Annotated in this window: 13 protein-coding genes; 10 read left to right on the forward strand and 3 right to left on the reverse strand. The window is 38.6% G+C overall.

Annotated features, from left to right (window positions below; genetic code table 11):
- The coding region (locus tag ACGLXV_RS01120) for a carbohydrate kinase family protein (RefSeq protein WP_391557146.1) at nt 1-887 on the forward strand (887 nt) is incomplete at its 5' end.
- 44 nt (nt 888-931) lie between these two features.
- On the opposite strand, the gene ACGLXV_RS01125 is transcribed toward ACGLXV_RS01120, so the two are convergent.
- A complete protein-coding gene (locus ACGLXV_RS01125) occupies nt 932-3,319 on the reverse strand; it encodes a beta-glucosidase (protein ID WP_391557147.1) in 2,388 nt (795 codons plus the stop codon).
- 218 nt (nt 3,320-3,537) lie between these two features.
- Here ACGLXV_RS01125 and ACGLXV_RS01130 point away from each other — a divergent pair, with 218 nt between their 5' ends.
- From ACGLXV_RS01130 to ACGLXV_RS01155, 6 genes are all read left to right on the forward strand, one after another.
- On the forward strand, nt 3,538-6,042 hold the full coding sequence (locus ACGLXV_RS01130; RefSeq protein WP_391557148.1) for a GH39 family glycosyl hydrolase: 2,505 nt from the start codon (nt 3,538-3,540) through the stop codon (nt 6,040-6,042).
- A 256-nt stretch (nt 6,043-6,298) separates the two neighbouring features.
- Complete coding sequence (locus ACGLXV_RS01135) at nt 6,299-7,609, forward strand: MFS transporter (RefSeq protein WP_391557149.1); 1,311 nt, start codon at nt 6,299-6,301, stop codon at nt 7,607-7,609.
- An 86-nt stretch (nt 7,610-7,695) separates the two neighbouring features.
- A complete protein-coding gene (locus ACGLXV_RS01140; RefSeq protein ID WP_391557150.1) occupies nt 7,696-8,601 on the forward strand; it encodes an alpha/beta hydrolase in 906 nt (301 codons plus the stop codon).
- A 286-nt stretch (nt 8,602-8,887) separates the two neighbouring features.
- Complete coding sequence (pgmB, locus tag ACGLXV_RS01145) at nt 8,888-9,535, forward strand: beta-phosphoglucomutase (RefSeq protein WP_391557151.1); 648 nt, start codon at nt 8,888-8,890, stop codon at nt 9,533-9,535.
- Nucleotides 9,536-9,548: 13 nt separating this feature from the next.
- Entirely contained in the window at nt 9,549-11,273 is a 1,725-nt protein-coding gene (locus ACGLXV_RS01150; protein ID WP_391557152.1) for a glycoside hydrolase family 3 protein, read from the forward strand.
- 35 nt (nt 11,274-11,308) lie between these two features.
- Nucleotides 11,309-14,152 (forward strand): alpha-L-rhamnosidase, encoded by a 2,844-nt coding sequence (locus ACGLXV_RS01155; protein ID WP_391557153.1) that lies wholly within the window; start codon nt 11,309-11,311, stop codon nt 14,150-14,152.
- A gap of 414 nt (nt 14,153-14,566) precedes the next feature.
- On the opposite strand, the gene ACGLXV_RS01160 is transcribed toward ACGLXV_RS01155, so the two are convergent.
- Complete coding sequence (locus tag ACGLXV_RS01160) at nt 14,567-15,715, reverse strand: MFS transporter (RefSeq protein ID WP_391557154.1); 1,149 nt, start codon at nt 15,713-15,715, stop codon at nt 14,567-14,569.
- Between the two features lie 264 nt (nt 15,716-15,979).
- Between ACGLXV_RS01160 and ACGLXV_RS01165 the strand changes: the two genes are divergently transcribed.
- Together ACGLXV_RS01165 and ACGLXV_RS01170 are read left to right on the forward strand one after the other, a co-directional pair.
- Nucleotides 15,980-19,438, forward strand: coding sequence for a glycoside hydrolase family 3 protein (locus ACGLXV_RS01165; RefSeq protein WP_391557155.1), 3,459 nt, complete (start codon nt 15,980-15,982; stop codon nt 19,436-19,438).
- Nucleotides 19,439-19,715: 277 nt separating this feature from the next.
- Nucleotides 19,716-20,399: a helix-turn-helix domain-containing protein gene (locus ACGLXV_RS01170; RefSeq protein WP_391557156.1), complete on the forward strand. Its 684-nt coding sequence runs from the start codon at nt 19,716-19,718 to the stop codon at nt 20,397-20,399.
- Nucleotides 20,400-20,447: 48 nt separating this feature from the next.
- Here the strand turns inward: ACGLXV_RS01170 and ACGLXV_RS01175 are convergent, their stop codons facing one another.
- Nucleotides 20,448-20,789: a winged helix-turn-helix transcriptional regulator gene (locus tag ACGLXV_RS01175; protein WP_391557157.1), complete on the reverse strand. Its 342-nt coding sequence runs from the start codon at nt 20,787-20,789 to the stop codon at nt 20,448-20,450.
- Nucleotides 20,790-20,978: 189 nt separating this feature from the next.
- Here ACGLXV_RS01175 and ACGLXV_RS01180 point away from each other — a divergent pair, with 189 nt between their 5' ends.
- Nucleotides 20,979-21,623: an FMN-dependent NADH-azoreductase gene (locus ACGLXV_RS01180; RefSeq protein ID WP_391557158.1), complete on the forward strand. Its 645-nt coding sequence runs from the start codon at nt 20,979-20,981 to the stop codon at nt 21,621-21,623.
- Nucleotides 21,624-21,896: the final 273 nt, after the last annotated feature.

A 21,896-nucleotide genomic window follows, 5' to 3' on the forward strand; every position in this document is an offset into this window, starting at 1 on the left:
AAGGGGTCATATCACTAGGTGAGGCTTTTGTGGATTTTATCTCCCAAGATCAGACGAATACAAATTATCAGCGACTATTAGGAGGAGCCACTGTCAATGTGGCGGTAGGAGTTCAAAGGTTAGGGGTTCCTTCCTATTATTTGTGTAAGCTTGGAATGGATGAGACGAGTGTGTTTGTGCAAGAGGAAATGAAAAAAGCACAAGTAAATCTATCCTATTGTACTTACCAGGCCACTAAAAAGATTTGCTCTGTATATGTTCATGTAAATGATCAAGGTGATCGATATTTCCATTCATACATAAATGAAACGCCAGATGACTGGATTACAGCAGAAGAACTCGACAAAGAGCTGTTCGCTCAAAGTAAACTATTCTACTTTGGATCAGGCACCCTTTTTCATCCAGTAGCAAGGAAAACAACCAATCAAGCTCTTACATTTGCTAGAGAAGGGAATTTGCTTGTAGCATTTGACACCAATATTCGTTTGAAGCGATGGGAAAGTGAAGAGCAATGTAGAGAAGTTATTCTCTCATATGTAAAAAAGGCCGATATTGTAAAAATGGCAGAGGATGAATTACTGTTTTTAACAAAATCGGATACATTTGAGCAAGGACTTGAAAGCATATCAAACATGAATATTCCTTTTCTTTTTATTACAAGAGGAAAGGACGGAGCTTTTGCGAGCCATAAAGGAATTCTGGTGAACATTCCAGGTATCCAAGTTAAAGCGGTTGATACGACGGGTGCAGGTGATGCTTTTATGGCTGCTCTTTTATCTCGATTTCATGACAATGGAGTACCTGAAAACCAAGCTTTATTAGAGGAGTATACAAGCTTTGCAAACCTAGCAGGTGCTAAGTCAACAACCCAATTTGGATCACTATAGCATAAAAAACGCCAATATCCTGTTTCGATATTGGCGTTAGTTCCTTACTTTTTACTTAGTCTATCGATTTCTACTTCTGGCACTAATGAATTACTCACTTCTTCTACAATAATATCTTTAGCAACCGTGAATGTTGTGGATCCTTTAATATTCTCTGAAGAAGCACCGACCTTCACTGTATAAACTCCTTTTTCTACTATCCATTGATTTTTCTCTTCATCAAAGGATGCTAGATCTTTCGCATTCAATTCAAACTTTAACAGCTCGCTTTGATTTGGCTTTAACTCTTTTGTTTTTCCAAATGCCTTTAATTCAATTTCAGGTTTTTCAAGCTTTCCGTCTGGAGCCGATACATAGACTTGAACCGCTTCTTTTCCTGATACTTTCCCTGTATTCTTTATGTTAGCAAATACGGTAATTTGATCTTTGAATTTACCTCCCTGATTCACTCGAATATTACTGTAATCAAAGTTTGTATAAGACAATCCATACCCAAATTCATAGGCAGGTTTCACATCAAAGGTTGAGTAATAGCGATAACCAACATAAATGTCCTCTTCATAGACAACCTGAGTAGGGTTCTCTGCTGGTGTCCCAGGGAAGTTTTCAGCAGAAGGCACATCTTCATATTTCACAGGGAAGGTGGTTGCGAGCTTTCCAGAAGGATTCACCGCTCCCGTTAATACATCGGCTACCGCATCTCCTGCTTCCTGTCCTGGTTGCCATGCTAGAAGGATGGAATCTACTTGATCTCTCCAACTTGCTATTTCAACAGGGCCACCAATATTCAGGACAACTGCTACTTTCTTTCCAGCATCATGATATGCCTTTGAGACGTTTTGAATCATCGCTTTTTCCGTATCTGTTAGGAGGTAATCACCCTTTATATTTTTACGGTCCACACCTTCACCAGAGTTTCTTCCAATAACAATGACTCCAATATCGGATTCATCTTGTACTTTTTCAACCTGGTTTGTATCTAACACCATCTCAGGAATGACTGGTATTTCTTTTCCGAAATCCTCTCCCCATGGACTCGGCTTAATTTTGTATTCTTCCATTTGTCTTAACTCGCCAATATAATTGCTATATTGATTCACAAGGTCTTCATGGAGTGAATATCCTGCATGCTTTAATCCATCTACAATAGACACGGTATAGGCTGCGTTTACATCTCCACTACCTGTTCCACCCTTTACCGTTTCTATCTGTGCGGTACCAAATAACGCCACTTTGTTTTCTTTTTGAAGTGGGAGTGCATTTTGATTATTTTTTAATAGAACCATTCCATCCGCCGCAGCTTGACGAGCCACTTCGGCATGAGCTTGGAGGTCTGGATTGTCAGAATGGCTATAATTTTTAAAGCTAGGAGATTCGACGACGAAGTTTAAGATGTTCTTAACATTTCTATCTAATATCGCCTCGTCTAAGCTTCCGTTTTTAACCGCATTTGCTATTCTTTCTGAGCTTTGAGGGAAACCAGGCATAATCTGATCATTTCCTGCTCTCATTTGGGCAACAGGATCTGTTCCAGCAAACCAGTCGGTCATCACATAGCCATCGTAGCCCCAATCTCCTCTTAAGACAGTTGTCAGCAATTCTTCATTTTGCGATGCAGGTGTCCCATTTAGCAAGTTATAGGAACTCATGACAGCTTTCGGATGAGATTCCTTAACAGCAATCTCAAAGCCTTTTAAATACAACTCTCTAAGAGCTCTTTCAGAAACGATGGTATCAATGGTAAAACGATTGGTTTCCTGATTATTTGCTGCATAGTGTTTGATGGTTGCACCTACTCCATTAGATTGGACACCATTTACTAAGGCAGCCGTCATCTTACCTGCGATCAAAGGATCCTCAGAGAAATATTCAAAGTTTCTTCCGGTTAATATGTTACGGTGAAGGTTTAGAGCTGGTGCTAGCAATACATCCACACCGTATTCCTTCACTTCATTCCCTTGTGCTTGCCCAACCTTATTTACTACACTCGTATCCCAAGTGGATGCCAACGAGGTAGCGATGGGAAAGGCAGTGGTATAATACGTTTTTGACTCTCCAGGGCGTGTTGGACTAATTCTTAAACCAGCTGGTCCATCGGCATAATACATGGCAGGAATTCCTAATCTTTCAATGGCTGGTGTTCCTCCAACCGCACCTTGTACGGGAAGTTTAGGAATCGTCATTCCAGGCATGCCCACACCTACTACGAGTTTTGCCTTTTCCTCCACCGTCATAGCGGCGATGACAGCTTCAATGGAAGCCTTGTCTACTAATTGAGGCACTATGTTTTTGATTGTTTGTTCAGTCTTTGGCGCTTCTTGTTCTGCTGCAAATACACCTGTTTGAAAACTTAATCCGGATAAAGCAATACCTGTTGCTAATGCAATGGAAGTTAATTGTCTTCTTTTTTTCCTCATCTTCTTTAACATCATATCCCCCCAAAATTGCGTAAATATATTATTTGGTAACGCTTTCAAAAATAATCTTACCAACTAGAGTGTGAATTTTCAGAAGTTTTAAAAAGGATTATTTTAGTATTACTAGTAATTTTTCAATACAAAATCTACTGAAAATTGCCATACGACAACATTCACTTTTAATCGACAGAAAGGTATACTTGAAAAAATAGGTTAAAAGTCGGGTGAATACGATGAACTTTACATATGAAATTATCGAAATGAATAAGGACCTGCCGATACATATTTTTCTGCACAGCGTTGATTATGTTACGAACCATTGGCATGACAGCATAGAAATGATCTTCGTGTTAAAAGGGAAAGTTGCAGTTTCGGTTAACGATAAAAGATACGATTTAAATGAAAAGGATATTTTTCTGATCAATGCAAATGATATCCACTCCATACAACATCAAGAAGATAATTTATTACTAGCTCTTCAAATCCCGATCCCTGATTTGAAGAATAATATAAAAGACGCCGACACATATTCTTTCTCTTGTAAGTCTTTTTTATTCGATGAAAGCCATCAAGGGGAGTTTAATCAGATTCGAGCTCTGCTTGCACAAATGATGTGGGTCATTAATAAAGAGGGAGAAGGATATGAGCTACAAATTCAATCTCTTTATTTCCAATTAATTTACTTGTTAATGAAAAATTTCAAAGATGAAAATGTTAAGGAAAGCAAAATCTCCAGCCAAAAGCATATTGATAGACTCTTACGAATCACTTCTTATGTAAAGGATAATTTTAAGCAAGAAATAACACTTAACGAACTAGCTCAGATTGAGTTTCTGTCAATTCACTATCTTTCTAAGTTTATTCAGAAGCATCTCGGAATGCCCTTTTCAAAGTATGTAGATAGTATTCGACTAGACCATGCGGTAAAAGATATTGTTTTTACCGATATTCCTTTAACACAAATTGCACTTGATAATGGATTTGCTAGTGTAAAGGCCTTTAACCGAGCTTTTAAGGAATTTTATCATCAGACACCAAGTGAATATCGACGTGCGGTTGAAATGGAACCGAGAAAAACGGATAGTAGCAAAGTGACGCTTGCTAACTATGTTGAAATAGATAAGGATCAAGCCTTTTCAAAGCTCTTTTCGTTTTTACCTCAAGACGATAAATTAATTGAAGTGAATCATAAAGCGGTGGTTAAGAAGAAATCTTCAATTAATATGTCTAGGAAAACCTCTAAGCTGAATCATACTTGGAAAAATTTAATGACAATCGGAAAGGCGAAAGAAGGTCTTTATACAGGTGTTCAAAAGCAGATAAAGGCAGTGAAAAAAGCAACCGACTTTCAGTATCTTCGCTTTCATGGATTGTTTGACGATGAAATGATGGTATACGCGGAAAACGATAGGGGTGTCGCCGAGTATAACTTTTTCTATACAGATCAGCTATTTGATTTTTTAAAAAGCATAGACGTAAAACCATTTGTTGAACTTGGTTTTATGCCAGGCGATTTAGCTGAAAATCAAGAGGAAACGGTTTTTTATAAAAAAAGTATTATTAGCCAGCCGAAGGATATCGATAAATGGAATTCCCTAGTGAAGAACTTTATTTTACATTATGAAAATAGATATGGAACGGAAGAAGTAAAGAACTGGTATTTTGAAGTATGGAATGAACCAGATTTCTATGTGTTTTGGAGAGGTACCTTTGAAGATTATTGTGATTTCTATAAAAGTACCTATGACACGATAAAAAAGCACAATCCTACCTATAAAGTGGGCGGCCCAAGTATTAATACGGTGAATAGTGATTGGTTACAGGGGTTTTTAGATTTTTGTAGTAACGAGAATTGCATTCCTGATTTTATTACGTTCCATTGTTACTCACATGAAGAAAAAGATATTAATAAGAAAAGAAAAATGGTAGACAGCGAGTCCTTCGAGTTTGGTTACATTTCACGAGACGAAGACTTTTTAAAAAATAAGATTAAACGACTGAAGGACATTCTAGCGGAGAAAAAAATGTCACAAGTAGAGGTTCACCTAACAGAATGGAATTCAACCGCCTTTCATCGAGATTTAACAAATGATACGAGCTTTAAAGCCGCTTTTATCGTTAAAAACCTACTTGAAAATATCGATGAGATTCAAAGCTTTGGCTACTGGACTTTGACAGACTTCATTGAGGAACAAAGGATCGCCCTTGAAACCTACCATGGGGGTCTCGGTTTAACAACGAATAATGGCATTCCAAAGCCTGCTTTTTATGCATATGAATTTCTAGGAAAGCTAGGAGATGAGTTACTAGCATCAGGAGAAGGGTATTTTGTGACCAAAAGTTCTAGGGGATATCAAATCATTCTTTATCATTATTGCCATTATGACAGATTGTATTGTATGAATCAGCATGCAAACATCGATTTGACCGATCGCTATAAGGTATTTCTCGATAAAGATGATATTCGCATGACACTAAATGTAGGCGGTTTGGAGAAGGGTATTTATAAAGTGAAGCATCACAAAATAAACCGAGGCAATGGTAGTAGCTTTGATCAGTGGGTTGAAATGGGGGCACCTATCCGGATCGATGAGGAAGCCGTTGAATATTTAAAGCATTCTTCCCTTCCTAAAAAGCATATAAGAGAAGTAAGAGTTGATGGAGAGTTGATTATAGAAGAAACTCTTCAGCCTCACGAAGTGCAATTAATAGAAATTTTTCCTCAAAGAACCCTTTAGGCAGGCTAAAATACCTGCCTTTTTTTGTTGTAGTTAGTTAATGTAAAAAGTCAATTCAAAAGAGAAATGACAATTTACGGTCTCTCTTTGAGCAAATATCGGATAGTGTAAAGGTTTTCATACGCCTATAATGAAGTACATAAGGAAGCGTTTCCAGCGTAAAAAGGAAAATGAGTTCATTCAGCACTTATGTTATGTAGTAGTTTTATAGTTTTTTTAAAAGCGCTTAGGTAGTTATTAAAGGGAGGTTAAACAAATGGAAAGTGTAACTTGGAATAAAACACCGCTGTTTCGATTAGTTTTTGCGGCTATTTTGGGAGTAGGTACGGCAGTAGCTCCTCTCGTATTACTTGGTTTTGGTCTTATTCAGTTTAATATTATTCGACTTGTTGGAGAGGAAAATGTAACCGCTGTTTACGGGATGGTTGCTGGGATCGGTGGTCTTGCGATTGTATTTTTAGGTCCTTTAGGCGGAGTCATCGCAGATAAGACTCGCTTGAAGTTTGGTAGAAGAAGATTTTGGATGATTGCGGGAAGTATCGGTGGAGCGCTATCCATGCTGTTACTAACATATGCCCCATCTATTCCCGTTCTAGTGGTAGGTTTTTGCTTAGTTCAATTCTTTTATGGAATGGTTTCTCTTTCTTGCTTTGCGATCGTACCTGAACAAGTGGAACCTGAAAAATTTGGTCGTGTATCCGGACTGATTGGTGCAGCTGCACCAGCGTTTGTTATGTCAGGTCAAATGATTATGGGTGTGTTTGCGGATTCAACGGTTCAACAGAAATTAGTAGCAATTGCCATTATTCAGTTGATTGGTGGAATTGCAGCAGCTCTACTTGTAAAAGATAACTACTTTGCTGGTACAGCGCAAGCTTCAAAGAATACACCAATTTGGAAGCGACTACAAAACTTCTATCCTAGTTATAAAAAGCACCCAACATTCACTTGGGCATTACTAACAAAACTATTTATTAACGTTTCAAATGCTGGATTATCACTATTAACTCTGTTCTATATTGCTAGATTCCATCTTGGGGAAGCAGATATCTTTAAATTAATGGCTTATACGGCACCTTCAATCATGTTAATGGTGGTTGCGGGAATTCTTGGAGGCTTCCTTTCTGATAAGGTGAAGAAGCAGAAACCATTTGTTATGGGAGCAGCACTAATAACTGGTCTATGTCTAGTAGCGTTCGCATTCTCGAAAGATATTAAATGGGTCATTGTTGGGAACTTTATTTTTAACTTTGGTTTTGGAATGTACACGGCAGTTGATAATGCACTAGTTAATCGTATCCTGCCATCAAAACTCGACGCTGGAAAAGACTTGTCAATTATGAATGTTACCGTACAGCTCTCTTCAGCTTTAGTTAACTTTGCAGCACCAGCAGTAATTGCATTAGGTGTCTTATTGTTTGGTGGTGACGGTTATACTTTATTCTTCTTAATACTTGCTGGGTTCTCTGTACTATCTGCATTAGCTGTTATTCCAATTCCAGAAATGGGCGAGCCTATTAAAGGAAAAGAAGATTCAGAAGAAATTCCTCATGAAAAGATAGGATAATAGGTAAACCAAATAGAAATGATAATGGGTTCGGTTTTTAGATCGGACCCATTATTCTGTTAAACAAATAAGGAGGAAGTATCGTTATGTTAATGGAAAAAATCAGCCTATGGGAAAATTGTGATCATGTATACTTACAAACTTATATTCACGAGAATTCATTAGAATTTCAAACGGACAAAACACGTCCAGCTATTCTTATTTGTCCTGGTGGCGGATATTTAGGGACATCCGACCGTGAGGCAGAACCCGTTGCATTACGTTTTGCATCTCAAGGCTATCATACATTTGTTTTACGCTATACTACCTATTTTAAAGAGTGGGTAAAGGATTTTAATAATCTTCCAACTCCGAATGAACAATCTGCTTACCCCCAACCATTATTGGATTTAGCACAAGCCATTTTAATGATTAAAGAACATGCTTCTAAATGGTTAGTAGACACTGAAAAAATTGCTGTCTGTGGATTCTCTGCAGGAGCGCATTTAGCTGCTAGTTTGGGAGTTCAATGGAATAGTTCACTATTAACAGAAAAATTTAGTGTTGAGAGTGACGTCTTTAGGCCTAACGCTGTTATTCTCGGATATCCCCTAGTAGACTATCAGCTTATGAAGGAAAAGGTAGACAAAGAAGCAGACCCATTCGCTAAAGGGTTTTGGGATATTTCTAGTAAAGCTGTTTTTGGAACGGCCACTCCTACAGAAGAGCAGCTTATCGAAGTTAGTCCCGTGAATTTCATTTCTCCTCAAACACCACCCACCTTCATTTGGCACACAGCAGATGATTCGTTAGTCTATGCTGAAAATGCTCTAAGATTCGCAACAGCACTCGCACAAAAGAAGGTTCCTTATGAACTGCATGTCTTTGAAAGCGGAGTACACGGATTATCTCTTTGTGATGAAACAACGGCAAATAATCCTAGTCATTTGAATGAAGACTGCAAGGTATGGTTTGATCTTGCGGCTAGGTGGTTAATGAAACAATTTAAATAAGCACCTGGACTCAGAGAATAACGTCTATCATAGCTTTGATGAAAGACGTTATTTGTTTTAGTAACGTACTTCATCCCCTTAAAACAAACTACTTGATACTTTTTTCCCCCACAATATAACCTCTATTTTTGCAAACCAATTTCCTCCAGTTAGATTTAAGACAAATAACGGCTACTTTAATGTCAAAAAGGGGAAAGCACAAATTTAAAAATTCTTATATCATAAAAATAATGAAACGCTTTCAACAAAACAATGGTGGAAACGCCCTGTGATAAGGATGGGATATATGGAAAAGTCAGCAGTCATTTTTGATTTAGATGGGGTTATTGTCTCTACAGATGAATATCATTACGAAGCATGGAAAGAAATTAGCGAACAGGAAGATATTCCTTTTAATCGAGAGATAAACGAAAAATTACGAGGCGTAAGTCGAATGGAAAGTCTCGACATAATTCTGAGCAATTCAACTAAGAGTTATAGTGAAACTGAAAAACTCCTTCTAGCTGAACGGAAAAACGAAAGATACCGTGAACTCTTAAACCATCTATCTGCTAAAGATATTTTACCAGGTGTAAGGGAACTTATTCTGAATTTAAAAGGTAGAGAAATCAAAATAGCGATCGGTTCCTCAAGTAAAAATACGCCATTTATTTTAGAAAAAATAGGAATGGCTTCAAGCTTCGATGCGATAGCAGATGGAAATGCCATTAAAAATAGTAAGCCAGATCCAGAGGTATTCTTACTAGCAGCTGAAAGGCTTGGCGTTCGACCGGAAGAATGTATCGTTATGGAGGATGCGGAAGCAGGGATTGAAGCTGCGATTGCTGCAGGAATGAAGGCAGTAGGAATTGGAGCAGCTTCTAACTGTCCTAACGCTCATATTGGTGTAGAGGATTTAACTAAGCTCAATATTGAACAATTATTGGAGAGATAAAGGAGACCAAACGATGATACAAATGGAAAGTAAATACGCTCATTTAAAAAACAAACCGTTTTTTTTATCAGATAAAGATATCGATTGGATTGAACAAACCCTCCAGTCCATGAGTTTACATGAAAAAGTTGGCCAATTATTCTGTCCTATTGGCAGCTCCGATAACGAAGAAGAGTTAACTAGATTTATTGAAGAGTTCAAACCAGGAGGAATCATGTACCGTCCGAACGTGGGAGCTAAGATGCAGGAAACTCATCGACTATTACAGAGTTTCTCTTCTATTCCTTTATTAATTTCTGCTAATTTAGAAGCAGGTGGAAATGGTATTGCAACGGATGGAACGTACTTTGGGAAGCAGTTACAAGTGGCAGCAACGGACAATGAGGATATGGCTTATAAGTTGGGTGTAGTTGCCGGTCGCGAAGGAAAAGCAGTAGGTTGTAACTGGGCTTTTGCCCCTATCGTTGACATTGATATGAACTATCAAAACCCCATTACAAATGTAAGAACATTTGGTTCTGATCCTGAGAGGGTAGCGAGAATGGGAAAAGCTTATATGGAAGGCTTGAGTGAAAGTGGTGTAGCAGCCGCTGTTAAGCATTTTCCAGGAGACGGAGTAGATGATCGAGATCATCATCTTCTATCTTCAGTGAATTCACTGTCACCAGAAGAGTGGGACCAAACTTTCGGAATGGTATATAAAGAGCTGATCGAGGCGGATGCAAAATCGATTATGGTGGGCCATATTAAACTTCCTCATTATTCAAAAAAACTTGTTCCAACCATTCAAGACGAAGAGATTATGCCAGCCACTTTAGCTCCAGAGCTGTTAAATGATTTATTAAGAAAACAATTAGGCTTTAATGGATTAATCATTACAGATGCAACTCCAATGCTCGGTTTCACTGTTTCGGAAAAAAGAGAAATAGCTGTTCCAAAAGCCATTGCATCAGGCTGTGATATGTTCCTTTTTAATCGTGATATAAAAGAAGATTATGAGTTTATGATGAAGGGAATCGAAACAGGTATTCTTACAGTTGAAAGGGTAGATGAAGCTGTAACGAGAATATTAGCTTTAAAGTTGTCTATAGGTTTACACAATCAAAAAGTAGATGGCACGCTCGTACCTGGTCAAGAAGCGTTATCTGTTTTACAGTGTGATGAACATAAGAAATGGGCAAGCGAATGTGCTGACCAGTCGGTAACGTTAGTAAAGGACACACAGAAATTATTACCGATTAGCTCTAATGAATATAAACGGATCAGATTAAATATTTTAGGTGACCATAGTGGCGGCTTGAAAGAAGGGGCTTCTGTAACCCATTCATTTTTAGAAGCTCTTCAAAAAGAAGGATTTGAAGTAGATCTCTTTGATAATAGCAAGGTGAACTTTAAAGAATTGCTTATGAGCGTTCATGATTTGAAACAAAAATATGACCTTGTTGTATATGTGGCCAATCTAGAAACCGCAAGTAATCAAACCACTGTTAGAATTGATTGGATGCAGCCATTAAATGCAAATGCACCATGGTTTGTGAACGAAATTCCAACAATGTTCATATCTGTGGCCAATCCTTACCATCTTCAGGATGTGCCAATGGTAAAAACATATATTAATGCATATTCGTCAAATGAGTTCGTCGTCAAGGCAGTGATCGATAAAATTACTGGAAGATCAGAATTTAAAGGGAAGAGTCCAGTAGATGCGTTTTGTGGAAAGTGGGATACTAGACTATAAAAAGGAAGAGTACTAGTTAAAAGGAGACTTTAAAAATGAAAATCGTAAATTTGAAAACTAACCGTATAACAAACCCTTTGGGATTCGATATAGGAAAACCAAGACTGTCTTTTATCACCTGTGAAACAGAAGCAAAAAAGCAAACAGCTGCACAAATTCAGGTTGCTTTGGATCATCATTTTTCTAACATCGTGTTCGATAGTGGGAAGAGTCAAGAAATAGACAGTCTTGCTTTTGAACTACCAATCGAACTAAGACCGTATACACGCTATTTCTGGCGTGTGACCGTATGGGCAGATAATGGGGATATGGCAACTAGCGATCCTGCCTGGTTTGAGACAGCCAAGGGTGAAGAGCCATGGAAGGCAAGTTGGATTACACCAGAACTCGATAAGAGTATAGAGCCTGTATTAACAAAAGATTTTTTGATTGAAGAAGAAATTGAATCTGCTCGAGCATATGTATGTGGGTTAGGTTTATATGAAATGGAAATCAACGGTGACAAGGTCGGGAATGAATATTTAACTCCACATTTTAATGCATATCATAAATGGCTGCAGTATCAAACCTATGACATTACGGAGCAAGTTAAAACGGGACATAACAATGTAGAAGTGATGCTAGGAAATGGTCTTTATAAAGGAAGATTTGGGTTTGACGGAGGAACCTCTGAAATCTATGGAGATAAGTATGCTCTACTTTGTGAAATAGTCGTTTACTTTAAAGATGGAACAAGTCAATTGATTCCTACAGACAGTACTTGGACGGCGAGAAGAAGTAACATTTTAGAAAGCAGTATTTATGATGGTGAAGTGTATGACGCCACCTTTGATGGTCGTACAACCTATAACGTCCACGAAATCGATTTAGGATTTGATCGATTAAAAGCAAGATTAAGCTTACCCGTTGTGATAAAAGAAACGATACAACCAATTGAGGTTATTTCCACACCTGCGGGTGAGACCGTGTTAGATATGGGTCAAAACATGGTGGGATGGATCCAATTTAAAAATAGGACTCCTAAGGGGTCGGAAATTACCTTAGAGTATGGAGAGCTTCTTCAGGAAGGTAATTTCTATCGTGAGAATTTACGAACAGCTAAAGCGAAGTTTACGTATATATCCAATGGAGAAGAAATGGTTGTTAGACCACACTTCACTTTCTATGGTTTCAGGTACGTAAAAGTGTCGGGATGGCAGGGTGAATTGAATCCTGATGATTTTACGGGTTGTGTATTGTACTCAGATATGGACCAAATGGGCCATATTGAAACGAGTAATCCGTTAGTGAACCGACTATTTTTGAATGCATTATGGGGACAAAAAGGTAACTTTTTAGATGTTCCTACCGATTGCCCACAAAGAGATGAACGGATGGGTTGGACGGGTGATGCACAAGTCTTTTCAGGAACGGCCTGCTTTAATATGGATTCATATGCTTTTTTCAGCAAATATGGGTATGATCTTTGGAAGGAGCAAGAGGACAAAGCGGGCATGGTCCCAATGGTGGTGCCAGCTACAAATATTAATGGTGGCGGTTCAAGTGCTTGGGGTGATGCAGCTACCATTATTCCTTGGAATGTGTATCTGCATTATGGTGATAAGGCCATATTAGAACAACAATTTGATAGCATGAAAGGTTGGGTTGATTATATTAAACGAGCGGATGATGAATCAGGCTCAAAGAGACTGTGGACGACAGGCTTCCATTTCGGAGATTGGTTAGCTTTAGATGGAGAAAACCCTAATTTTCCTACTGGTGGAACAGAGGTTAGCTTTATATCATCTGCTTATTATTGCTATTCCGCAGGTTTAGTCGCAAAAGCAGCGAAAGTACTTGGAATGGTCGATGTGTCGAACGAATATGAGAATCTGTCAAATGAGGTAAGAACCGCTATCCAGGACGAGTACTTCACAAAAAATGGCCGACTCGCATTAAATACGCAAACGGCACTAATTGTAGCATTATTTATGGAGTTAGTTCCTGAAGAATTTACCGAAAGAATCGCAAATGATTTACGTGCCAAGTTAAAGAATGATGGTAATCATTTAAAGACGGGCTTTGTGGGAACTCCATACCTGTGCAGAGTATTATCTGAAAATCAAAGCAATGACGTTGCTTATACGTTGTTACTAAATAAAGATTATCCAAGCTGGTTATATGCAGTGACCATGGGAGCAACAACCATTTGGGAGCGCTGGAATTCTGTATTGCCGGATGGAACAATAAGTGGAACGGATATGAATTCCTTGAATCACTATGCATACGGTTCGATTGTAGAATGGATGTTTAGACATATGGCTGGGATTAATCCAGTGGAAGCTCAGCCAGGATTCCGCCATGTTACATTAGCTCCACAACCAAACAGCAGAATCAATCATGTAAAAGCTAGTTTGAATTCTGCCTCTGGTTTATATGAAAGCAAATGGTCAATAGATGAGGAAGGAAACCTGGACTTTGCATTTACGATTCCATTTAATACAACAGCCACACTAATCTTACCAGATGCATTAGTACAAACTGTAAAGATTAATGGTCAATTATTAGTAGAGACTGGATTATCCGCACAACAAATGAATGAGAATGTGCAGGTAGAGCTGGAAAGCGGAGTATGGGAAATTAGTTATACTCCAACTAAGGCTTATATCGAAAGCTACAGTACAGAATTTGCCTTGTCCGAATTACTCCACAACAAAGAGGCAAAAAGCATTTTAGTTGAGAAGGTACCACAGATATCTCAATTACCTGAGGATTTGATAGGAAAAGTGGGACATTTGTCTTTGAGAGAAGTAGCGAACAAACCTTTTTTACCAATCCCACGTGAAGTTCTTGATGAATTAGATGGAATATTGGCTAAAGTTCGGGTTCGTTTTGAATAATTATAGATTTACGGAAAGCAGACAACTATTGTCTGCTTTTTTACATGAAAGTAATTGATTTTATGGAGAAAAGCCGGAGTAACGAAGTCCATCGAGCATATGAAGATCATTAGAGGCTTAAAAGCCGGAACAAATGAAGTTCATCGAGCTGATGAAGATCATTTGAAGCAGAAAAGCTGGAGCAAATGAAGTTCATCGAGCATATGAAGTCCATTTGAAACAGAAAAGCCGGAGCAAACGAAGTTCATCCCACACATGAAGGTCATTTAAAGCAGAAAAGCAGGAGCAAATGAAGTTCATCGAGCATATGAAGATCATTTAAACTGATAAGCCGAAGCAAACGAACTTCATCCCGCATATAAACATGTTAAGATGGTGGTAGATACATTTGTGAAAGGTCACTACGACTCCAACTTAAGTATAATTATCCGAACTGTTCACCTTTTCCGGTCGAATCCAAAAGGTCCCCGAAACTAAGAAAACCCCACTAACTAAAAACACAGACATAATACCAGCTGAGGCACCAATCACTCCAAAGAAAAGAGGAGCAATTAGCTGTGATAGGCGATTCGTGGTTAGGCGTAGTCCGAGAACTTCGCCGGTCCTTGATTTAGGAGACGCATTATACGTCGTCGTCATTGAGAGAGGTTGACCACAACCCAAGCCCAATCCCATAAGGGAGCTCAAAATGCCCATAAAGATTATATTCTCTGAAAAAGGCATAAGCAGAAATGAGGTTCCAGCAACAATGATAGAAGTAAGAAGGACCCTGTCTCTGCCCATTACTTCTATTAATTTCGGTAAAAATACGCGCACAACAATCATCGCTAGTCCTTGAACGGCTATAATGATACCTATAGTGGAATCAGACATATGGAAGCTTTTTGCATACAAAGGAAAATACGCAACAAAAATATCTCTTGAGTACAATACTAGCGCACTTGAAAATAAGGCTTTTTGTAATAATGGATTTTGTAATAGCTTGATAGAAGAAAGTATTCCATACTGATTTGCAGAACCTTGCCTTTTGATGACTGGCAGGAAAAAAGTAAAAATTACTGGCACGAGCCCAATAAGAATAGAAAGCAGAAAAGAAAACGAATAAGAAATATGCTCCGTAGCAAATCCTCCGATGATAGGCCCAATTAATGCTCCTGTTGCTACTGCCATGCCAAGCATACTAAAGTAGTGGTCACGATTCTCTTTTGTTGCACTATTTCCTAGGACATTCTGTAAGGAAACAGGGATAAATACACTTCCGATTCCTACAAAAAACTGGCTGACAAACAATGCCCACATGCTAGGGAAAGACAATGGAATGGCCATCCCCACAAGTATTGAAAATAGACCAATTAGAACAGGAATGCGATCTCCGAGTTTATCCGCTAGTTTACCAGCTTGAATCGCAAATATGAGCGGAAATAAAGCAAAGGCTGCTGTAAGGATACCTATTTCAAGGGGAGAAGCTCCGAGCTCTGAGGCATATAACGTGATGACAGGTCGCGTCATATTAATAACGGTCTGAAACCCTAATGTAATGATAAATACAATTCTTAAAACCAACCCAATCACCTCAATCTGAAAAAACATCACTGTGGTCTAAGACATACTTTAAGTATACTGTTCATTTGACAGAGTAAAAATTAGGAAAATCCTATCAAGGATGATAATTAAAATGAATCCACTTCTTTCTGTCTTAAAAATGTGTACACAATCGTAAAAATAGCTCACTATCGTTGAATGGTAGATAGAGATTAAAATATTTTTATAGGGGACCGGTCCCTCCAAAATTGAAAGCGCTTAAAAAACCTGAAAGGAAGTGCTGTATTGAAAAAATCCCGTCTTTCTAGAATAGGGAGAAAATCACTATCCGTATTGCTTATTACTTCGTTAACAGCGAGTATGGTTGGGTTTAAAGCTCCAGAGAAACAAGCGGAAGAGAACATCGTATTTAAACATCAAGTGGGTGGGGTATTTGATGGAATGCCGTTATTTGACGGTGTACCTGACCATCTCGATGAGTATGTTGATGCTTATTTTGAGTACACAGGTCTAGAAGGACCAGCCGTATATGCAACTGGTTCAAGAAACCATTACACCTTACAACGTGGCCCAAATGCAGGCAAAGTGATACCTGGTGCACTTTCAGCAGCAGATAATGTTCAAGGGGTTTCAACGGATTTCCCTGCACTAGTAGGAATGGGGCAAACCTGGAACAAAGAACTTCTTACGGATATTGGTAAAGTAGTAGGAAGTGAAAAAATTAGTACATTAAAAGTGAAACAAGGGGAGTCAAATATTCACGGTGGAACAGATCCTTCTGCGACAGTTGCATTTACGGTTGTAAGCGATATGAGAATTAATCCTTTAAGCGGTCGATTTGACGAAGGATTTTCTGAGGATGTTCACATGGCCGCTACGATGATTGATAATATGGCAGCAGGACTTAGTGGCACGGATCAGGAACAAAGTGATGATGGCTTTTGGATGCGTGCAGCTGTTGGAACAAAGCATTACTCTGTTTATAATGCACAGTGGTTCCGCCAAACGGCAAATAATAGTGCTGGTGCCAGATCTATTTTCGAATATCAGACAAAAAGTCCATTAAAAGCATTAAGTTCAGGTTCAGTTGCTGGAGTAATGACATCATTTGGACGAACGAATGGTATTCCAAACATTCTTTCACCTTACCAAATCCATGCTAATAATAACTCGAAGTACGGTGTGTATAGCTCTCCTGATTTTAATGGGGACGCACTCGTTTTTGGGGCAAATGGGCAAGGAAATGGTTATGATACTCAATATGCGACGGATCGAACGGCTGCAACCATCTTAATGATTTTAGCTGATGCGAATGCCGGCCGTCCTGGACCAAATCCTCAAAATGCGTTAGACGATGTGGCAGCTGTAGTTGACGCAGTTGAAGAAGGGAAATATGGTGTGACAAAAGAGGATTTAATCGAAGCGGCTCGTTCACATGTGAATCAAATGGTTCGAGTGGGTATTTTTAATGAAGTAGATGAAAATGGAATTCCGAAGAACTATCCGTTTGCTCAAGAGGCGAAAGATGTTAGGGAGGAACTAGCTACATATAGTGATCCTGAACATCAAGAAGTTGCTTTACAGGCTGCGCAGGAAAGTATCGTCCTTCTAAAGAATGATGGGGCACTACCACTCGAGAAAAACAAGAAGGCGTCAGTTTCTGGAGTGTATGCAGATTCAAGGTTTAAAACCACCTACTCAGCAAGAACGACACCAAACATTGATAACTCTGGTATCTCCCCACTTTTGGCCATTATCAAGGCGAATGGTTCGAATAATGTCTCCTATGACCCAGCGGTGGAAGTGGTTTCATTAAAATCAAAGCTGAATGGTCAGACGGTTACAGCGGATGAAAATGCTGCAGATGTAACAAAGGGTTCTCAGCTTGTAACAACAACTGAACCATTAGATATGAATAATCCTGCTCATCTATTTGAAGTGTATGATTGGGGTCAGAAAGGGTATAGCTTACGTTCTGTATTAAACGGAAAATGGGTGACGTCACCAACAACTGCTAATGCATCTGTTGAAAATACAAATGCAACGGCATTAAATTTAACCAATAATGACTGGGATTTAGCACAAATGTTAGGGAATACAAGTGCGATTCCACCAACCATTAGAGTGGAAGAAAATGCAGATCAGACCGTTTCCCTTGTAGCAAGTGGATACAGAACAGGATTCTCAGGTGATTTCACAAATTGGTATTATTCCAACGGACGAGTGATTACAACTGGCTCTGATGGAAAATTGAAGACAGCGGCATCAACGATTGGAAATGCTGCCAATGTAACCAATCGAAATGATGATGTGAAGTTTGAACAAACAGTCGTAAAAGAAGTAGGAGCCGAAGCAGTAAAGCGTGCAAAAACGGATGACTATGCTGTTGTGTTTGTGGGTGCGATTCCACGTCATAGTGCGGGAGAAGGAAATGATCGCTCTGACTTGAATATGGGAGATGCAGATTACGAGTTGGTAGAGAAAGTATCGGCTGCTTTTGCTGCGGAAGGGAAAAAGACAGTTGTTGTTGTAAAATCTAGCTTCCCAGTAGGGATGGAGCCAATTCAAAATAACCCGAACGTTTCAGCAATTGTGTATCAACCATATGGAGGTCAGTATGATTCCTATGCGTTAGCTCAAGTGCTATATGGAGACTATGCTCCAACTGGACGTCTTTCTTCAACATGGTATGCAGATATGTCTGCATTTCCAGAAATCAGTAAGTACTCAATTCCTGAAGGAAATACAACGATTGCATTGGATGACATTGATCCAAGATTTACGTTGGATATGACAAATGCAGATCCAATTGAACAAGAATTAACCTACATGTATACAAAGGCTCCTGTCACATACCCATTTGGTTACGGATTATCTTATAGTAACTTTACGTATAGTGACTTTAAAGCACCAAAGAAGGCTTCTGAGGGTTCTCCTTTTGAAGTATCAGTTCAAGTGAAGAATGAAGGAACGGTAAATACTTCTGAGGTCGTTCAGCTATACGGAAAAAATAATAAATCTGCTTATGGGGAATATGCCCCTCAAAAGCAACTCGTAGCTTTTGAGAAGGTATCCTTACAAGCTGGTGAAACAAAGACAGTTACACTTACGATCGATCCGAAGGACTTAGCTGTTTGGGATGTAAATGCTGGGGATTTCCTTGTAGAGGAAGGAAACTATGTATTTATGATAGGATCTTCTTCTGAGGAAATTAAAGCAGAAAGTACGATCGCAATTGATGGGAAGTCACTTGCGGCTTTGCCAACAAATAAACCTTTTAATGTATTCGACCACTCATTTGCATCAAATGAAGTTGTCTATCATGAAGTCTCCAAAGCAAGAACGGCCGAAAGCTTAAAAGCAGAGAAGGTTGTTGGTGAATATCATGCCGTCCGTTCGAAACAAGAAGGATCCTGGGTAGCTCTACCAAAAGTGGTGCTTACAGGTTCGACGAAAGTAACCGCGAGCGTTGCTTCGGACGTGGCAGGTGGAAAAATTACATTGCATTCTGGCTCTGTAAATAGCGAACCTTTTGCTGAAATTGAAGTACCGAAAACAGGAAAGAACACCTATACCATTGAAACTGCAGGGGTAACCGTAAATGAATTAGGATACACAGATGTAACCGTTGATCTAAAGGGGAAATTACCGAAGGGTCAAAATACAGTATATGTCGTTTTCCATTCACCAGATCTTCGAATTGATAGCTTAAATTTTGAAGTAGCTCAACCAGTAAAGAAATAAATCTCAGAAAGGGATCACAGCCGTTCTAGACGGTTGTGATCCCTTTTTGGTACGACCTAAAAAAAGCAGACATCAACCAAAAAGATAGCGTTTTCGTAATAGTAAAAAACTTAGTAAAATAGAAGTACTGAAAGAATAAATGATATCTCCTCCTGTTCTTCTTCAATAAACAATCTAGTAGATGTCCTCCAACGTAATTTTGACTATCCAGAAATCTATTTAACCCGTAAATATTCAATCTCTGTAAATATTCTATGGATAAGGAGTTGAAAATGTTATGGTTAAGGCTCCCATTTTCGAACTTGAGTGTAAGGTATTAACAGAAAAGGAACTTACACAAAGAAAACAATCACTTCTACTTAGTCTCCACATGCTTGATCGTGAAGCGTTTCTTCAAAAAATAGAGGAATTTAATTGTTCCATGATAGAGCGGAGATTAGATCCCGAAGTAGTAAAAGGAAAAATGCTTAGACTTATTTACCTAAGTATGGAAGTAGCTAAAGAAAGTCTTTGGAATAAAGGATATTTGCCTCATCAGGAAGTTGCCAACCTCCGCTCAACGATAGAGCTATGCTATTGGTTTCAACAGCAGATGCAACAAATTTTTCAATGGGTAAAGAACAATCAGATTAAGCCTAAACATATCGCCATCGAGCGTGCCCTCCGATTTATTCATTTAAATTACGAGAAAGAACTTAGCCTTCAAGAAGTGGCAGAGCATTCAAACATGAGTAGCACCTATTTTAGTGTGTTATTTAAGGAACAAATGGGAGAGTCATACATAAAGTACGTCACAAAATTGAGGATTGAACAGGCAAAGAAATTGCTAAAGAACGGAGCGAAAGTAAACGAAGTTAGTGAAAAAGTGGGTTATTATAATTATCGCCATTTCTCGGAGTTATTTAAAAGACATGTTGGAATGACACCAGGCATTTATCGAGATAGACAATCACATGCCTAGTGATAAGAAAAATAGAGCTGTCCATCGTGACAGCTCTTAAAATTTTTATTATTCACTAACAATTTTTTGTTTTTTATGCAAATTGTGTTTGGTACCCCAATCATGCATGGCTCTTAATATGGGCTCTAAACTTTTCCCATAATCCGTTATCGAGTACTCCACCTTTGGTGGGACCTGTGGATAAACGACACGTTGCACAATGTCTTCCTCTTCTAAATCACGTAATTGATTTGTTAGCATCTTCTGGGTGATTCCAGGCATATTTCGCTTTAATTCGCTAAATCGTTGAGTTCCTTTTGTTAAAAGGTGCAATAAGATAATGGGTTTCCATTTTCCCGTTAAGATCCCTAAAGCATCATCGACACGGCATAATTCAGGCTTTATTTCCAATCTCATTTCCTCCTTTATGTAAAAATAACTGGCTATATAAAGGTGAGCGCTAAAGCAATAGTATACATTTTGATACTATACCACTTTTAAGTGCGTACTTAACAATCATTTGACTCTGATTATAATAATTATAGTTAGGGTAGTTAGTGTAACTAGCCCGGCAAAGAAGGAAATAGAGGAGAGAATAAAATGAATGTTTTAGTAGTAAAAGCAAATAACCGCCCTGCTTCTGAGGCGATTTCTAGTAAGATGTACGAAACGTTTATGGCGGAGTTAGAAGGGAAAAACGTAAACGTGACTACTTATGATGTGTTTGAAGAGGATACACCATATTTTGGTCAAGAGCTTTTTAATGCATTTGGTAAAGTACAAAATGGTGGAGAGCTTACGGATGTTGAATCACGTTTGTTAGCTGCGAAACAAAAAGCAATGGATTTACTTTCAAGTGCAGATGTAGTTGTATTTGCGTTTCCATTATGGAATTTAACGATCCCTGCAAAACTACAAACATTTATTGATTATGTATACGCAGCTGGTTTTGCATTTAAATATGATGCTTCTGGAAACCTAGTAAGCTTAATGCCAGAAAAGAAAGCGATTTTTCTAAATGCACGCGGAGGGGTTTATTCAGCGCCTGAAGCAGCACCGATGGAAATGGCTGTGAACTATATGCGTAATGTTTTTGGTGGAGTGTTCGGAATGCAAATCATTGACGAAGTTGTTATTGAAGGACATAATGCTATGCCAGATAAAGCACAAGAAATTATTGCTGCAGGTTTAGAAGAAGTAAAAGCATCTGCACAACGTGTAGTTGAGTTAGCGGTAAAAGCATAAATAGTTTTGAAGTAATAGGCCCTTGCGATAAACGCAAGGGTTTTTTTATTAGGCTAAAAGAATAGCAATTCTTTTTTGAGAAAAAATACTTTTGTCTCTCGATACACGACAAAGATGGTTTTTCACTTTGTTGATAGTGTTAACTATGTGAGATAACATGTGAAGGTACTAATTTTAGAAGGAGATCGAATATGGCACAATCAAATATAAAAGTGGCTGTACAAAAGTTTGGTAATTTCCTAAGTTCTATGGTCATGCCAAATATTTCAGCAT

This window comes from Robertmurraya sp. (genome assembly GCF_036676585.1).
Classification (GTDB): domain Bacteria; phylum Bacillota; class Bacilli; order Bacillales; family Cytobacillaceae; genus Robertmurraya_A.

Bases quoted from the DNA above. Each gene is read 5' to 3' on its own strand.
- ACGLXV_RS01125 (WP_391557147.1), bottom strand. From the start codon at position 3,319: ATGATGTTAAAGAAGATGAGGAAAAAAAGAAGACAATTAACTTCCATT.
- ACGLXV_RS01130 (WP_391557148.1), top strand. From the start codon at position 3,538: ATGAACTTTACATATGAAATTATCGAAATGAATAAGGACCTGCCGATA.
- ACGLXV_RS01135 (WP_391557149.1), top strand. From the start codon at position 6,299: ATGGAAAGTGTAACTTGGAATAAAACACCGCTGTTTCGATTAGTTTTT.
- ACGLXV_RS01140 (WP_391557150.1), top strand. From the start codon at position 7,696: ATGTTAATGGAAAAAATCAGCCTATGGGAAAATTGTGATCATGTATAC.
- pgmB (WP_391557151.1), top strand. From the start codon at position 8,888: ATGGAAAAGTCAGCAGTCATTTTTGATTTAGATGGGGTTATTGTCTCT.
- ACGLXV_RS01150 (WP_391557152.1), top strand. From the start codon at position 9,549: ATGATACAAATGGAAAGTAAATACGCTCATTTAAAAAACAAACCGTTT.
- ACGLXV_RS01155 (WP_391557153.1), top strand. From the start codon at position 11,309: ATGAAAATCGTAAATTTGAAAACTAACCGTATAACAAACCCTTTGGGA.
- ACGLXV_RS01170 (WP_391557156.1), top strand. From the start codon at position 19,716: ATGGTTAAGGCTCCCATTTTCGAACTTGAGTGTAAGGTATTAACAGAA.
- ACGLXV_RS01180 (WP_391557158.1), top strand. From the start codon at position 20,979: ATGAATGTTTTAGTAGTAAAAGCAAATAACCGCCCTGCTTCTGAGGCG.